Source organism: Burkholderia cepacia ATCC 25416 (assembly GCF_001411495.1).
Classification (GTDB): domain Bacteria; phylum Pseudomonadota; class Gammaproteobacteria; order Burkholderiales; family Burkholderiaceae; genus Burkholderia; species Burkholderia cepacia.
In genome coordinates this window covers 1,779,482-1,795,928 of sequence record NZ_CP012981.1, presented here as the reverse complement: position 1 = coordinate 1,795,928, position 16,447 = coordinate 1,779,482, and the positions used below count along the sequence as shown (strand labels likewise).

Annotated in this window: 13 protein-coding genes; 8 read left to right on the top strand and 5 right to left on the bottom strand. The window is 62.1% G+C overall.

Annotated elements, in window-relative coordinates; translation table 11 throughout:
* Nucleotides 1-72 precede the first annotated feature (72 nt).
* From APZ15_RS08110 to APZ15_RS08080, 7 genes are all read left to right on the top strand, one after another.
* On the top strand, nt 73-1,500 hold the full coding sequence (locus tag APZ15_RS08110) for a mannose-1-phosphate guanylyltransferase/mannose-6-phosphate isomerase (RefSeq protein WP_027788185.1): 1,428 nt from the start codon (nt 73-75) through the stop codon (nt 1,498-1,500).
* A gap of 116 nt (nt 1,501-1,616) precedes the next feature.
* Entirely contained in the window at nt 1,617-2,225 is a 609-nt protein-coding gene (locus APZ15_RS08105; RefSeq protein ID WP_027788186.1) for an acyltransferase, read from the top strand.
* 1 nt (nt 2,226) lies between these two features.
* The gene (locus APZ15_RS08100; protein WP_027788187.1) at nt 2,227-3,465 is read left to right on the top strand and encodes a glycosyltransferase family 4 protein; all 1,239 of its coding nucleotides are present in this window, start codon (nt 2,227-2,229) and stop codon (nt 3,463-3,465) included.
* A gap of 132 nt (nt 3,466-3,597) precedes the next feature.
* Nucleotides 3,598-4,905: an ABC transporter ATP-binding protein gene (locus tag APZ15_RS08095; RefSeq protein WP_049098416.1), complete on the top strand. Its 1,308-nt coding sequence runs from the start codon at nt 3,598-3,600 to the stop codon at nt 4,903-4,905.
* Complete coding sequence (locus APZ15_RS08090) at nt 4,902-8,579, top strand: polysaccharide pyruvyl transferase family protein (RefSeq protein ID WP_027788189.1); 3,678 nt, start codon at nt 4,902-4,904, stop codon at nt 8,577-8,579. Before APZ15_RS08095 ends, APZ15_RS08090 begins: the two co-directional genes overlap by 4 nt.
* A 14-nt stretch (nt 8,580-8,593) precedes the next feature.
* Entirely contained in the window at nt 8,594-9,694 is a 1,101-nt protein-coding gene (gene wecB, locus APZ15_RS08085) for a non-hydrolyzing UDP-N-acetylglucosamine 2-epimerase (RefSeq protein ID WP_027788190.1), read from the top strand.
* Complete coding sequence (locus APZ15_RS08080; protein ID WP_027788191.1) at nt 9,685-10,803, top strand: glycosyltransferase family protein; 1,119 nt, start codon at nt 9,685-9,687, stop codon at nt 10,801-10,803. The genes wecB and APZ15_RS08080 overlap by 10 nt, the downstream gene beginning before the upstream one ends.
* A gap of 165 nt (nt 10,804-10,968) precedes the next feature.
* Here the strand turns inward: APZ15_RS08080 and rfbD are convergent, their stop codons facing one another.
* Genes rfbD through rfbB form a run of 4 tightly spaced genes read right to left on the bottom strand, consistent with a single transcriptional unit; the run spans nt 10,969 to nt 14,363 of the window.
* On the bottom strand, nt 10,969-11,853 hold the full coding sequence (gene rfbD, locus APZ15_RS08075; protein ID WP_027788192.1) for a dTDP-4-dehydrorhamnose reductase: 885 nt from the start codon (nt 11,851-11,853) through the stop codon (nt 10,969-10,971).
* A gap of 7 nt (nt 11,854-11,860) precedes the next feature.
* Entirely contained in the window at nt 11,861-12,412 is a 552-nt protein-coding gene (gene rfbC, locus APZ15_RS08070) for a dTDP-4-dehydrorhamnose 3,5-epimerase (protein ID WP_027788193.1), read from the bottom strand.
* Nucleotides 12,397-13,290: a glucose-1-phosphate thymidylyltransferase RfbA gene (gene rfbA, locus APZ15_RS08065; protein ID WP_027788194.1), complete on the bottom strand. Its 894-nt coding sequence runs from the start codon at nt 13,288-13,290 to the stop codon at nt 12,397-12,399. The genes rfbC and rfbA overlap by 16 nt, the downstream gene beginning before the upstream one ends.
* Before the next feature lie 11 nt (nt 13,291-13,301).
* The gene (rfbB, locus tag APZ15_RS08060) at nt 13,302-14,363 is read right to left on the bottom strand and encodes a dTDP-glucose 4,6-dehydratase (RefSeq protein ID WP_027788195.1); all 1,062 of its coding nucleotides are present in this window, start codon (nt 14,361-14,363) and stop codon (nt 13,302-13,304) included.
* Between the two features lie 340 nt (nt 14,364-14,703).
* Between rfbB and APZ15_RS08055 the strand changes: the two genes are divergently transcribed.
* Complete coding sequence (locus tag APZ15_RS08055; protein WP_027788196.1) at nt 14,704-15,543, top strand: symmetrical bis(5'-nucleosyl)-tetraphosphatase; 840 nt, start codon at nt 14,704-14,706, stop codon at nt 15,541-15,543.
* A gap of 45 nt (nt 15,544-15,588) precedes the next feature.
* On the opposite strand, the gene APZ15_RS08050 is transcribed toward APZ15_RS08055, so the two are convergent.
* Nucleotides 15,589-16,446 carry a lysophospholipid acyltransferase family protein gene (locus tag APZ15_RS08050; protein ID WP_027788197.1) on the bottom strand — a complete coding sequence of 286 codons (858 nt, stop codon included), beginning with the start codon at nt 16,444-16,446 and terminating at the stop codon, nt 15,589-15,591.
* Between the last annotated feature and the right edge of the window lies 1 nt (nt 16,447).

The following is a 16,447-nucleotide window of genomic DNA, read 5'->3' as shown; positions in this document are numbered from 1 at the left end:
CCGTGCACGCGGATAGATCGCCGACCGATCGGATCATGACGCGATAGAGCAATCACCGGAGATATTCTGCACATGTCGACGCAGCCCCAAATAGTTCCCACCATCCTGTGTGGCGGCGCAGGCTCTCGCCTGTGGCCCGTTTCGCGCGAATCCCATCCGAAGCCGTTCATCCGCCTCGAAGATGGCGAGAGCCTGCTGCAAAAGGCATTCAAGCGCGGCGCCCAGCTTCCGGGCGTCACCGAAGTCGTGACCGTCACGAACCGCGAGTTGTACTTCAAGACAAGCGACGAATTCAGCACCGTCAATACCGGGCATCTGTCGACGTCGTTCATCCTCGAGCCGTTCGGCCGCAATACGGCCGTCGCGATCGCCGCCGCCGCGCTGCGTGTTGCCGCAACGCTCGGCGAAAATGCAATCCTGCTGGTGCTTCCCGCGGACCACCTCGTGACAGACGATGCCGCCTTCGCGACCGCCGTCCAGGAAGCTGCCGCCTTGGCGCTCAAGGGTGCGCTGGTCACCTTCGGCATCACGCCGACGTTTGCGGAAACCGCATACGGATACATCGAGGCAGACGGCACGCGGGTCAAGCGATTCGTGGAAAAGCCGACGGCGGACGTGGCCAGGCAATACGTCGAGTCGGGATCGTTCCTGTGGAACTCCGGCATGTTCTGCTTTACCGCCGCATTCCTGCTGGCGGAAATGGCAAAACATTGCCCCGACGTGCTCGAAGCCACGCGTGCATGCATCGCGCAGTCTCGTCAGTCGGAAGGCGGCGGCGTTTCATTGGTCGAACTGAACGGTGACCTGCTGAATCGCACGCCCGATATTTCGATCGACTACGCGCTGATGGAGCGCTCCGACAAGGTCGAGGTCGTGCGCTGCGATATCGGCTGGAGCGATATCGGTTCGTGGAATGCGCTCGGCGACCTGTTGAAACCGGACGACCACGGCAATCGTGTGGACGGCGAAGCGCTGCTCCACGATGTCAGCAATTGCTACATCCGTAGCGACAACCGGCTGGTCGGCGCCGTAGGCGTCAAGGACCTCCTGGTCGTCGACACCCCCGACGCACTCCTCATTGCCGATCGCAATCGCGCGCAAGACGTTCGGCACGTCTACGCGGCCCTCAAGTCGCAAGGCCACGAAACCTTCCGGGTACATCGAACGGTAGGCCGTCCGTGGGGCATGTATACGGTTCTCGAAGAAAGCACCCGCTTCAAGATCAAGCGAATCGAGGTCAAACCGGGCGCAAGCCTCAGCCTGCAGTTGCATCATCATCGCAGCGAACACTGGATCGTGGTGAGCGGCATGGCCCTCGTCGTCAACAACGATGAGGAGTTTTACCTGCGCACCAATGAATCGACCTATATCCCGGCCGGACACAAGCACCGTCTGACCAATCCGGGCGTCGTCGACCTCGTGATGATCGAAGTCCAGAGCGGCGACTACCTCGGCGAAGACGACATCGTCCGCTTCGACGACAACTACGGTCGAAGCTAGCCTTCCGCCATCGCGCAAAGGCGGTTGCAGTCGTCGTCCTTTCCGGCGCGCGACGACAGCAACCGTCTGATCAACCGCTCCCTCACATCATGACCAATGCAAGCTTCCGAGGCCGCATGAAAAGCAGGATCAAGGCCCGCCTGCTAGCGTCGTCGACGTATTTTTTTCTGGCCGCGCTCAAGTACTACATCGGCAACAACTTCATTGCGCGCATGCCGATTGAAAGAGTCCGCAACTTCTACTATCGACGCGTGCTGGGTATCGTCATCGGCCAACGAACGCACGTCAGCATGCGGCAGTTCTTCACCGGGTACCACACACGCTGCAACGTGCGCATCGGCGACAACTGCGTGCTCAATCGTGAGATCTACCTGGACGGTCGCACGGGCATCGAGATCGGAAACAACGTCAACATCTCGTTCCAGTGCTGCCTCCTCAGCCTGCATCACGATCACAACCACCCGGGTTTCATGTCGATCGGCGGCGTCGTGACCATCCACGACCACGCATGGCTGGGCGCGCGCGCCATTATCCTGCCAGGCGTGACGATCGGCAAAGGCGCAGTCGTCGCGGCCGGCGCGGTCGTCACGAAAGACGTCCCGGATTTCACCGTGGTCGGTGGTGTGCCCGCAAAAATCATCGGTCAACGCAATCCCGACATTGCCTATCTGACCGACTTTTCTCCTTTCTTCGACACCGACGTGTTTGACGAATCCCGTGGCTAATATGCAGAAAAAGAGCATCCTCGTTTTTACGCTGTCCCCGCCGCTTCCTGCCAGCGCGGGGGGCCCGATCTACGTGATGAATACGCTCGCGCCGCTGGTCGACGAGTATGATTTCCATCTGTTCACCATCGGTGGAGACGAGGAAAAAAAGAAGATCGAGGAAAATCGTTCGCTATATGAACGACATTTCAAATCGGTCCACGTGGAGCCGCGGGCTGCCATGCCTGCCGACATGGGTACGCCCGGACGAGCATGGCATTCACTGGTCCATTGCTTCCATGGCCTTCCGTTCATGGATGCGAGCTACTTCAGCCCTGCGGCAATTCGCAGTGCGCGCCGGATCGTCAAGGAAAAGAAGATCGACATGCTTGAGGTGCACAGCAGTCATCTGGCGTTTTTCCGCAAGTTCTTCCCGGCGTTGCCGGCCGTCCTGGTCAGTCACAACATCGAATCCGATCTCTTCCCGTTCTGGATTCCCGCGCAGCTGACAGGCTGGAAAAAAGCAGCGGTCGCGCGCATCGCCGAGATCAGCCGCCGCAACGCCCGACGCGTCGAAATCGACAACGTCTGGCGCTTCGACGCCATGACGTTCATTTCACGCGAAGACATGGAGCGCGTGAAGGCGCCCGTGGAGAAGCACTATTTGCCGCTGTGCTTCCCGATCAAGGACACCGACTACCGAGCGAAGCCGACCAACGAGGTCAACCTGCTCTGGATGGGTGGCTTCTGGTGGTATCCGAATGCGGAAGGCGTTGCGTGGTTTGTCCGCGACATTCTCCCACTGGTACGCGACAAGCTCGAGACGCACAACATCAAGCTCCATTTCACCGGAGGCAACCCGCCGGACGATCTCAAGGCGCTGCACGACGGACGACACATCTTCGTTCACGGCTTCGTGCCGTCGCTCGACCCGATTCTGGCGGATGCACATCTACTGTTTGTTCCCCTGCTTTCAGGCGGCGGCGTGCGCGTCAAGATTCTGGAAGCGATGAGCAACGGCATTCCCGTTCTCAGCACGGCAAAGGGCTGCGAGGGGCTGGGCGCCGTCAACCGTCGGGATATCGTCATTTGCGATACGGCGGCTGAATTTGCCGACACAATCATCGAGCTCGCCCAGAATCGCGAGATGCTGGCGACGCTGTCCACGAACGCCCGTCAGCTCCTGAAGGACAAGTATGATCTCGATGCGTGCGTTCGCACCAAACGGGACCTCTACAATAGGCTGATGCATTCGCGGTAACCGAACGAATGCTGACCTCGCCGTGCCACCGTGGTGGCCGCGAGGCAAGTCAGCATCCGACCCCTGAGCCTACTGTGCGATCGTCTTTTTTCCGCCTGCGCTGAACACGTGAAAGCTAACTCGCTCCCTCTCATGCAAACTCGCGAGCCTGAACCTACAAGCCAAACGGAACAGCTGCTCGTCAACGTCGAGCACCTTTCCAAGTGCTTCCGTATCTACGACAAACCGGCGGACCGGCTGCGGCACTCGCTCGCGACTCGCATCAAGCTCCCTGGGAGCAATTCCCGGCAATACGGTCGCGATTTCTGGGCGCTGCACGACGTCTCTTTCCCCGTCCGGCGGGGCGAGACCATCGGAATCATTGGCAGAAACGGTTCCGGAAAGTCGACATTGCTGCAAATCATTGCCGGCACGCTGTCGCCGAGCGACGGCTCGGTCACGGTCAACGGCCGGATCTCCGCACTGCTGGAACTCGGCGCCGGGTTCAATCCGGAATTCAGCGGCCGCGAGAACGTGATGCTGTCTGCACGGATCATGGGCATCACGTCGGAAGAAATCCGCGCGCGTTTTCACGAAATCGAAGCGTTCGCCGACATCGGCGAATTCATCGACCAGCCCGTCAAGACCTACTCGTCGGGCATGTACGTCCGGCTCGCATTCGCGGTAGCCATTCACGTCTCCCCCGATATCCTGGTGGTCGACGAGGCACTTGCGGTCGGCGATACCGCGTTTCAGACCAAATGCCTGACGCGGATCCGGAAGATGCAGAAGGAAGGCGTCACGATCCTGCTGGTAACACACTCCACCAACACCCTCGTCGAGTACTGCGACCGGGCCATCTACCTGAAGCGGGGCCGGCTGGTAAAGGACGGTCCGTGCCGCGACGTGGTCAAGCTCTATGCGAACGACCTCGTCGACGAAGAAGGCGGGAGCGCGATCGACATCGAGGTGCCGACACAGCACACCGACACCGATTCCCCCGCCAGCTCGGCGGTAAGCGATGCCATGACGGCCTTGTCGGACCGGACGTCGATTCTCGACGTGAAGATCGAGGATGCGAACGGCAAGGAACGCACGACCTTCTCGTTCAATGAAGCGTTCCGCGTCGTCGTATCGATCAGCGTGTCCGAGCCGAACCCGAAGCCTTGCTTCGGACTTCAGATCAAAAGCATCGACGATATCGTGCTGTGGAGCGCGACCACCCAGCACATGAATATTGCGCTGCCGCCCCTGTCCGCCGGAACGTACCAGTTCACCTGGAAGATGCGCGCGAGCTTCTCCGGCAACCGCTATGTGCTGGCGGTCGGCGTCGGCGATATCGCCTCCGGCGAATACAAGCGGCACGCGCGCCTGCCCTATGGTGGCCACATCGACGTGCTTCCGGAAAACAACAGTGGATCGGGGTGGCTCGCGCCGTGTCCGGTATTCGAGTTCGAATGATGACGGAGAACGACACCATGCAAGCGCGCAGCATCAAGGTCGTCGCGGTCGGCTATTACGGCGCACCCAACGTCGGCGACGAATTGTTGCTGGGCCTGCTCGCTCGCCAGGTTCGGGAGCGCGGCGGCGAGCTCGTCGCACTGAGCATCAATCCCGAATATACGACGCATGCCCACGGCATCGCCGCCGTCGACTATTTCAATCTCGGTGCCGTCGGCCGCGCACTGTCCGACGCCGATCTGCTGGTATTCGGCGGTGGCGGCATCTTTCAGGATCATCATCCGTTCAACGTCGAGGCACTTTACGACCCGACCCAAAACGATATCGCGGGCTATGCGCGGATTTTTTACATGGCTCGGCAGTTCGGGGTTCGCACGGTCATCTGGGCACACGGCGTCGGACCGCTGGTCAACCCGGACAGCCGCGACATCACGCGCGACGTGTTCACGCATGTGGATCACGTTTCGCTGCGCGATACGGACTCCGAGGCGCTTCTGCACGATATCGGCGTAAGTCGGGACATTCCCGTCGGCGCTGATCCGGGCTGGGCATTCGTCAGCCGCCCGCCCGCCGAAGTCGACGTTTCCGGCACACTCGCCCCGTTGGGGACAAAGAAGAAGCTGGCGGTCATTGCCCGATCGTGGGAGTTCAACCGGAACTGGGAAGAAAAACTCGTCTCCGCGTTGAATGAAGCGCTGGACGACAGCTGGTCGATCGTGTGGCTCGGCTTCCAATGGAGCGTCGGCGACCACGAGCGTCTCACCGATCGATCCTTTCTCGAGCACCTCAAGCTCGCGGTGTCGCCCCATATCGAAAGTGTCATCATTGACGGGATCACGCCCGACGAGGCATTCGCGGTTATCGGCGAGTGCGACGCCGCGTTCTCGATGCGCCTGCACGGAAGCATCCTCGCACTCGGAAAATCGATCCCGGTCGCGGCGCTGGAATATGACGTCAAGATGGCGCGTGCGCACGATATGGCGGGCCTTCCGGCGTCGCTGCGCCTTCAACTGAACGACGACGCAGCAGACTTCACTGCCGCGGTGCGCAGGCTGACACACCCGGATGGCGCGCCCTGGATCATCGCGCAGGAAAAGCTCGATGCGCTAAACGCTTCGGCCTGCGTACATTCAACCGTCCTGGACCACGCTTTTGCGGCCGTTCGCGCCGCGTCGGGCGGAGCCCCGCGCCGCTGGAGCAGCCAGCAGCTGGATTGGATGAGCACATGGCTCGAGCAGCTCGTCTGGCAAAAGAATGGCGCCGCTCGCATGAGCGAGAAGGCGCTCGACCTGCTGCGCTACCGCGATTCACAACTCGCCGAGAAAGACGCACGGGTCGGCCAGCTTGAGACGGAACTCGGGAAAACAGTGGATTTGCTGCATTTCCGCGACGCACAGCTTGCGCAACAGGAAGAACAGGTCGCCGAGCTTCAGAACCGATTGGAACTGGCGAACCATAAACTGCTCGCGGCGGAAGCGTTCGTCAAGCACGCGTCACAAGTGCATGCCGCGCAAACGACGACGCTCAAGGACTCCGCTCGAAAAGCGGCGGAGGAACAAGCTGATAAAATTTCAAGCCTCAAGGCAACGATCCGGCAATTCGAGCAGGGTCACGCCGAGTCCGAAGCACCCCCGCAACCCAATGTGGCCGTAGCCGCAATTCACTCCACTTCGGGATCCTCTATGCTTTTTCGCCGGTACATGTCCGCCCCTCTCACCTACATGAGCCGTGCCGCCTATATTCTGCGCAATGGCGGCGTACGCGCGCTCGTGTCTGCTGCACGACGCCATTACCGGTATCAGCAAGCACAGCAGCAGATCCAGCAGGCCGCCATCGAAGTGGCAAGCGGCACTCCGACTGCGGAAGATCAACGCCTCTCGTTCCGCGCAGCAGCCAAGCTGCAACGCGAAGAAATCATCGTCATCGCCGCTCACGCGTACGACTGGGCTGGTTCCGGGCATCGCTACGCACAACTGACCACGACGGCGCTCGCCGCGGGCCATCGCGTTGTCTATCTGGTCGCGCCTCCGGATACGGGATCGACGCCCGCGCCGCTCACGCCCCGCATTCCCGGATTGATTCACGAATATATCGATCCGACGAAGATCGAGGACATTTTCGGTCAGGTATCGGAAAGCGCGAAATTGATCATCGGCGTGCCCGACTCCCGGGTCACACCCTTTTTCGAGTTCGCGCGCAATCGCGGGCTCGAAACAATCCTCGACGTCGCACAGGACTGGAGCCACGATGGCCAGGCCATGCGCATCCTCGAGTCGATCGCCGTCGATGCCGATCGATGCACCGTCGGCATGCCGGCACTTGCAGACACCATCCCGCAGCGTGCCCGGGAAAAAATCGAGCTGCTGCCCGGTGCCGCGGTTCATACGGTCTTCGACGTCTACAAGCAGTACAACCGTCCGGGCGACATGCCGTCCAAGCGCCGCAGCGTCGCACTGTTCTACTCGGTCGACGGACTCGACTCGGTGGATTACCAGTGGCTCAAGGAAACCGCGGAGCGCAACGTCAACGTCACGTTCTGCGTGATCGCCGACGGGCAACTGACGCCGGGCCTGCCGGATAACGTCGTCATGCTTGGCATGCGGCACACGAGCGAAGTGCCGGCCTACATCGCCCATGCGGATTTCATGTTCTTCCCGCTTGGCGCGCGGAGCCTGCGCAGCGCCGACTCCACCGCAGGTATTTATGCAGCGCTGCTTCAGCGCAAGCCAGTCGTGTGTTCGATGGAACTTGGCGTGACAGCCACCCCGCTGTTACACGTTCGCACGGACCTTGCGTCGTTCGCGGCGCAATGCGGCGCACTCGCTGCGGCAGAACCCGTCATACAAAACGACGACATCTTCGTTGCGGGCAACAGTTGGCTCGGCCGCGTCGAGCAGCTGTGCCCGCCGCAGCCCCGGCACGACGTCAGCGTCGTTATCCTGATTCACAACAACGCGGGCATCATCGCACGCTGCCTGCAGACCCTGCTCCAGCATGCTGCGCCGTACATAGCGGAAGTGATTGTCGTCGACAACGCAAGTTCCGATGGTGGTGCAGAGCTCGTCGAGCGCGAATTTCCCAACGTCAGGCTGGTCCGCAACCCGGAGAATGGCTGCTCGTCGGGACGTAATCTCGGCGTTCAGCACAGCACGGGCAAGTACATCGTCTTCTTCGACAGCGATCAGTGGTTTGTGGGCGCGTCGGGTTTCGAGGAAGCGCTGCACGTCCTGGAAAACGACGCGAGCGTCGGCGTCATCGGATGGAATGCAGGCTGGTTCGACGCCACGCGCACCGATCTCGGCGGCATGATCGCCGACTATTGTCCGAATCGGGCGATGAACGCGGCGGCAATCCGCGACGGCTATCGTGCCGACATCGGCTTCCTCGGTACCAGCGGCTTCTTCATGCGTCGGCGCACGTTCGATGCGACGCAAGGATTCGATACCTTCTATGACCCGACCTGCTTTGAAGATACGGACCTGTGCTTCCAGGTCAAGGCACTCGGAATGAAGGTCACTTACCGGGATTTGTCCGGAATCCGCCATCAGCCCCATCAAACGACCGGCGCCGACAGCGGCAGCGAGGCCTATCGCAAGCTATTCCTTCGCAACGCGAACTACTTCAAGGAGAAGTGGCGCGATTACTCGCATTTCTATCTGGACTACATCGATTGATTCGTAGCGACAGCATGTCTAGAACCATACTGTGCGTCGTAGGTACGCGACCGGAGGCCATCAAGATGGCGCCGGTCATCCTGCGTTTGCGAGCGGATCCGGGATTCAAGGTGCACGTGCTCGCGACCGCGCAACACCGCGATCTGCTCGACCAGATCCTGACCTGTTTCGATATCAAACCGGATGTCGATCTCGACATCATGCGTCCGAATCAGGGGCTTGCCAGCCTGACGTCGCGTCTGCTTGACGGTATCGATGCCGTGCTCGTGGACAAGCGTCCCGATCTCGTACTGGGACAAGGCGACACCACGACGGTCATGGCCACGGCGCTTGCATGCTTCTATCGGCATATACCGTTCGGTCATATTGAAGCAGGCCTGCGTACCCGCGATCTCGGCAATCCGTTTCCTGAAGAGATGAACCGCGTTTTCGCGGGGCGCCTCGCAAGGCTGCATTTCGCGCCGACAGAGAGTTCGCGCGACAACCTCTTGCATGAAAACATCCCCAGCGACCAGATCTGGGTGACCGGGAACACCGTCATCGACGCGCTTCACACTGTCTTGCGGACACATCCGTCCTGCGGCGTCGATATCGACGACACGAAACGGCTGATTCTGGTCACCGCGCATCGCCGGGAGAATTTCGGCGCCCCGCTCGAACGGATCTGCCATGCCATTCGCCAGATTGTCGACGCCAACGACGACATCGAGGTGCTGTTTCCCGTACATCCCAATCCGCACGTCCAGCGTACGACGCGCGAACTGCTGTCGCACCACGCCCGGATCCGACTCTGCCCGCCGCTCGACTATGTGCCGTTCGTCGCCGCCATGCAGCGCTCGTACCTCATCCTCAGCGACTCGGGCGGCGTGCAGGAAGAAGCACCAGCTCTGGGCAAACCGGTTCTGGTGTTGCGCGACGAGACCGAGCGCCCGGAAGCTGTCGAAGCCGGTGTTGTCAGGCTCGTCGGCACTCAAACCGATACGATCGTCAATGCGGTCCAACTGATGCTCGACAACGCCGACGAATACGGCAAGGTTGCACGCGGCGTTTCGCCCTACGGTGACGGAAAGGCAGCCCAGCGGATTTTCGACGTCATCCGGGAACAATGCGTGTGATCGAACAACTCGTCTATCTGTCGCCGGTGCCATGGAGCAGCTTTGCACAGCGACCTCACAAGTTCGTCGAGTGGTTTCATCAAGAAACCCATGGCCGTGTGCTCTGGATCGATCCGTATCCAACCCGCCTGCCCATGCTTCAAGACTTGCGCCGTCCATCCGGCGAAGGCAAGTCCGACGCGCATACGGCCGCGCCGCCTTGGCTCGACGTCGTCCGCATCCGCAGCCTTCCGCTTGAGCCACTGCCCCTCGGCACCGCAATCAATCGATTCGGATGGCGTGACATCACGCGTCGCGTCGTGCAATTCTGCGCCGAGCGCAACACGCTTCTCGCGGTCGGGAAGCCGTCCGGGCTCGCGCTCGACTTGTTACGAGCGGCTCGTCCCGCCCGGTCGCTCTACGACAGGATGGACGACTTCCCGTCGTTCTATCGAGGCGTTTCGCGCTCGGCGATGAAACGCACCGAACTCGCTGTCGCGCGCGAGGTCGACACGGTTTTCGTATCGTCTTCGGGCTTGCGCTCGAGTTGGAGCAGTATTCGGCCTGACGCCAGGCTGGTCCACAACGGGCTCGATCCAGCCGTCCTTCCGGCGTTCCGCGAAAAGACGTCGGATCATGCCGGGCCGCATGTACTGGGTTACTTGGGCACCATGGGGCCTTGGTTCGACTGGCAATGGCTCGCTGCGCTTGCGCAATGCCGCCCCGCGGACACGATTCGATTGATCGGGCCGTTATTCCATCCCCCGCAAATCGCGCTGCCCGAGAACGTGCAGATTCTTCCGCCGCTGAAACACGCCGCCGCTCTTGCCGCGATGTCGGACTTCGACGTCGGCCTGATTCCGTTCCTGCGCAACCCGCTCACGGACGGTGTCGATCCGATCAAGTATTACGAGTACAGAGCGCTCGGATTACCGGTCATCTCGACCCCCTTCGGAGAAATGGCAACACGGTGCGACGAACCCGGTACATTCCTCTCGAGCGGATCCGAGAACCTGTCTTCAATCGTTGTCGAGGCACTCGAATACCGGACGACGCACGACGAGGTATCGCGGATCCGGAGCGCAAACAGCTGGGCCGCCCGTTTCGCGGCAACTGGCATTCTCGGCTAGTGTTCTATCGTTCTATCCCCGCTCGATCGCGGTTCGCTTCGGCACGCAAGGCTGACAAGACGATAAAACTCGGTGACGGGATCCGCCGCTTGCTCGACTGCCCGTTACCCTGACGCGCCCGGTCAATACCTGGCGATGCAGGGGTCCGACCACCGGCGATCCCTTTCAGTCGGCCATGCAGAGGCCCAGCGCGTATTCCCAATCGGGCAGGTGCAAGCCGAACGTCTCGGCGAGTTTGCCGTGGGACAAGCGCGAATTCGCCGGGCGACGTGCGCGCACCGGAAACTCGCTCGCGGAAATCGGCACCACAGCGGGTGCGTCATCCCCCATCGCGATGCCGAGAATCGCCTTGGCGAAACCGTGCCAGGACGTCTCGCCGGCCGCACTCAGATGATAGGTTCCGGAGCGCGCCTGCCACCAGGCCTCATCATGGGCCGCCAGCCCTTTGGAGAGGATGTGCGCAGTCGCGGCTGCAATTGTTTTCGACCAGGTCGGCGCGCCGACCTGGTCGGCAACCACACGCAATTCGGGTCGCTCCGCGCCCAGCTTGAGCATCGTGCGCAAGAAATTCCTGCCACGTCGCCCGTATACCCAGCTGGTTCGCAAGGTCAGGTACGCGCACCCTGCGTTCTCGATCGCACGCTCGCCCTCAAGCTTGGTCATCCCATACACGTTCAGCGGATTCACTGCATCGGTCTCGGTATACGCGCCCGCCTTGGCTCCGTCGAACACGTAATCGGTCGAGTAGTGAATCAGCACCGCACCGCTGCGCGCAGCCTCTTCCGCCAGGACCCGCGGCACATCGGCATTTATGCGTCTTGCCGCATCGACGTCGTCCTCTGCATTGTCGACGGCCGTATAGGCAGCCGGATTCACGATGAAGGCCGGCTGCAACGCCCGCACGACAGCACGGATCCGGTCGAGATCAGACAGATCGAGCATCGAGCGGTCGCACTCCACCACGCGGCCGAGCCCCTGCAGCGAGCGCAGCAGTTCAAAACCTACCTGACCCGTGACACCGGTTACGAGGATCGTCGACTCGGAATTCATCACGACCTCACTCAAAAAGATCTGCGTCCATCAACCGCATGCCCGCGGCATCCTTGACGGCCAGCAGCGGCTCGCCATCCAGCGGCCACGCGATCCCGATGTCCGGATCGTTCCAGACAATGCTGCGCTCGTGCTCGGGAAACCAATAATCGGTCGTCTTGTAGAGAAACTGAGCAGACTCGGACACCACAAGGAAGCCATGCGCGAACCCCGGCGGAACCCAAAGCTGCCGATGGTTGTCGGCGGACAGCGTCACGCCGACCCACTTGCCGAAATTGGGCGAACTGCGGCGCACATCGACTGCGACGTCGAACACCTCGCCCTCAACCACGCGCACCAGCTTGCCCTGCGTGTGTTCGATCTGGTAGTGCAGCCCGCGCAGCACGCCTTTTGCGGACCGCGAGTGATTGTCCTGCACGAACTCGATACCCGGAGCGACGTGCTCCGCAAACTCGCGCGCGTTGAAGCTCTCGTAGAAATACCCGCGCGCGTCTCCGAAGACCTTCGGCTCGATAAGCTTGACTTCGGGCAGTGCCGTTGACGTTACGTGGATTGCCATGCGACCTGATGGGTGAGTAGGTTCCGGAGATACAGCCCGTAGGCGTTCTTCGCGAGCGGCTGTGCCAGTTTCAGCACCTGCTCCGCGTCGATCCAGTTGCGGCGGTACGCGATCTCTTCGGGGCACGCAACCATGAGCCCCTGACGCTTCTGCAGCGTCGCGATGAACGTCGCCGCCTCGATCAAGGAATCGTGCGTACCCGTATCGAGCCACGCATAACCGCGCCCCATGAGCTCGACGTCGAGCTGGCCCGCCGCCAGGTAGCGCGAATTGACATCGGTGATCTCGAGCTCGCCGCGCGCCGACGGCTTGATGTCGGCTGCGATGTCGCAAACCTGCCTGTCGTAGAAATACAGCCCCGTGACCGCATAGCTCGAACGCGGCTTTGCCGGCTTCTCTTCAATCGATATCGCGCGGAATTCGCGGTCGAACTCGACCACGCCATACCGCTCGGGGTCCTGAACGTGATACGCAAATACGGTCGCGCCCGTATCCTTCGCGCTGGCCCGCTCGAGCTGCTTCGCGAGATCGTGCCCGTAGAAAATGTTGTCGCCGAGGATGAGCGCCGACGGCTCGTTGCCAACGAAGTCCCGGCCGATGACGAACGCTTGCGCGAGCCCGTCCGGCGACGGCTGCGTCGCATACCGGATATTCATCCCCCACTGGCTGCCGTCGCCGAGCATCGACTCGAAGCGCGGAGTGTCCTGCGGCGTCGAGATGATCAGCACGTCCCGGATGCCGGCAATCATCAGCGTCGACAGCGGATAGTAGATCATCGGCTTGTCGTACACCGGCAGCAGCTGCTTCGATACTGCATGCGTGATCGGATAGAGCCGTGTGCCTGAACCGCCGGCGAGAATGATGCCCTTGCGTGCCATCGCCTCTCCTGTCAAACGCGCGCTGCGTAATTGGTCTCGACCCACTTGCGGTATTCGCCCGAAGCCACCTCGTCCGACCACGCCTGGTTGTCGAGATACCAGGAGACCGTCTTCGCGAGGCCGGTTGCGAACGTCTCGGCCGGCTTCCAGCCGAGTTCGCGCTCGAGCTTGCGCGCATCGATCGCGTAACGGCGATCGTGCCCCGGACGATCCTTCACGTACGTAATCTGGTCGCGATACGTGCCTTGTGCCTTGGGTCGGGCATCGTCGAGCAGATCGCACAGCGTATGCACGACGTCGAGGTTCGTCATTTCGTTCCAGCCGCCGACGTTGTAGGTCTCGCCCGGCGTGCCGCGTGCGAGCACTTCGCGAATCGCGCTGCAGTGATCGCCGACATACAGCCAGTCGCGCACGTTCTGGCCATCGCCGTAGACCGGCAACGGCTTGCCCGCGAGTGCATTCGCAATCATCAGCGGAATCAGCTTTTCGGGGAACTGGTACGGGCCGTAGTTGTTCGAGCAGTTGGTCGTGAGCGTCGGCAGGCCATACGTGTGGTGATACGCACGCACCAGGTGATCGGAGCCCGCCTTCGTCGCCGAGTACGGGCTGTTGGGCGCGTACGGTGTCGTTTCAGAGAACTGCGGATCCGTCGCGGACAGCGAACCGAACACTTCGTCGGTCGACACGTGCAGGAACCGGAAGCCGGCCTGCTCCGCGTCGGGTAACGCGCTCCAGTACTGGCGCGCGGCCTCGAGCAGCGTGAAGGTGCCGACGACGTTGGTCTGAACGAACTCGGCCGGACCGTGAATCGAGCGATCGACGTGACTTTCCGCCGCGAAATGCAGGATCGCGCGCGGCCGGTGCTCGGCCAACAGCGCGTCGAGTGCCGCGCGGTCGCAGATGTCCACGCGGGCGAATACGTGCTTCGGGCTTCCGTTCAGCGATTGCAGCGTGCGAAGGTTGCCTGCATAGGTCAATTTATCGACATTGAGCACGGCCTCGTCGGATTGACTAAGCCAGTCGATTACGAAATTGGCGCCGATAAAACCCGCGCCGCCCGTCACCAGAATCATGAGGCTCCCTCTAGTCATGCATGGCGTGCCTCAAGCGCGAGCCGCCACGAACTCCGGACGCGACGATGACGTGCACGTCCCCCCAAGGCGGGCATTCTAACTGCTGACCGTAACCCTCAAAACCATGAAATGCTAATTTTGTTGAAGGGCCACCAATTATAAGAAGCGGGTTGGGTCAAAATCCACGTCGCTAACAACTTGAAACAGCGCCCCGGACCCTCCCCCGAAAAAATATTCATTCAAATCAATACGTTAAAATTCCCCGAATACGCTCGCAGTTGAGTTGCAGCGATCGCATCCTTTTTCGACCCGCGTCAGGATTTGTAACAACCTACCTCTCATGACCCGCACCCCCATCGCAATCGGCGACATCCAGGGCTGTCATTCCGCTCTCCAGTCGCTGCTCGACAAGCTGTCCCCGCCTGCCGACACCCCGCTATGGATCGCCGGCGACGTCGTCAACCGCGGCCCCGGCTCCCTCGCCGCGCTGCGTGCGCTCGTCGACCTCGGCCCGCGCGCGACCGTCGTGCTCGGCAATCACGACCTCCACCTGCTTGCGGTCTCCGCCGGCCTGCGCACCGAGCGCCCGGGCGACACGATTGGCGAAATCCTCGACGACCCCGGCGCCGACGCGCTGCTCGACTGGGTCCGCCATCGCCCGTTCGTGCATGCGGAAAACGGAATGCTGCTCGTGCACGCGGGCGTGCTGCCGCAGTGGGACACCACGCTGGTGCTCGAACTTGCCGACGAACTCCAGCGCGCGCTGCGCGCGCCCGACTGGCGCGATACGCTGCAGCAGCTGTACGGCAACGAGCCGAATCGATGGAGTCCCAACCTGAAGAAACGCGACCGGATGCGCGTCGCGTTCAACGCATTCACGCGCGTGCGCTTCTGCACGCCCGACGGCGCGATGGAATTCAAGGCGAACGGCGGCCCCGACAGCGCGCCGCCCGGCTACCTGCCGTGGTTCGACGTACCGGGGCGCCGCACGGAAGACGTGACGGTCGTGTTCGGGCACTGGGCCGCGCTCGGCCTGATGCTGCGAGAGAACCTCGTCGCGCTCGATTCGGGGTGTGTGTGGGGTAACCAGCTGTCGGCCGTGCGGCTGACGGCCGATCCGGCGCAGCGAACGGTCACGCAGGTGCAGTGCGAAGCGTGCCGCTCACCGGGCGGAGAGTGACGAGAGACTGATTCGCGGGGCCGGAGGTGGGTCGGCCCCAACGCGTCAGCCCTCTCGCCCCGGCACGGGTGCGTCGGCCGCCTCGTTGCCTGCCGCGCCGGCACCGACCTCGGTCGCCGGATACGCATGCTTCGCCAGTTCCGCGAGCGACTCGGCCGACGGCTTGCCGACCTTCTCCTGCAGCGTCGCGAGCGCGGCCGCGATCGCATCGCGCGCCGCGGCGGACGTCGCCCGCCGGTCGCAGCCCGGCGCGATCGGCTCGCACACGTAAAGATGCGCGACGATCGGGCCACCGCGCAACACCATGTCGAGCGACTTGCCGAGCGCCAGCTCGCCCGTGTAGGCCGGCGCGACCGACTGCCGCCGCTGCGCGTCCTCGTACATCAGGCAGATCGGCTGCACCGCGCAGCCCGCCGATACCGCGGCCTGGAACAGGTTCGCATGGAACGGCAGCAGCTCCTGCCCGTCGGTCGTCGTGCCTTCCGGAAACACGCACATCAGCCCGCCGTTGCGCAGGCGCTCGGCCATTTCGTGCATGACCCGCATCGCCTCGGTGCGCTTCTCGCGCTGCAGGAACACGGTGTCGAGCTTCTCGGCGAGCCAGCCGACGACCGGCCATTGCCGCACCTCGGCCTTCGACACGAAAGGCGTCGGCCGCCACGCGTTGATCGTGTAGATGTCGAGCCAGGACACGTGATTGCCGACCACGAGCGCGCTCGCGTCAAGCCGCGCGCCGTCGTTGTGGACGACGAGGCGCATCCCGCAGATCCGCAGCAGCTTGAGCGACCAGCGGCGCGTCATCTCGGCACGCCGCGCGGGCGTGACGTGCGAAAAACGCAGCGCGACGATCGCCATGCCGCGCAACAGGTGAAAGACGAGACGCAGCTTGCGAAGGGCAATCATG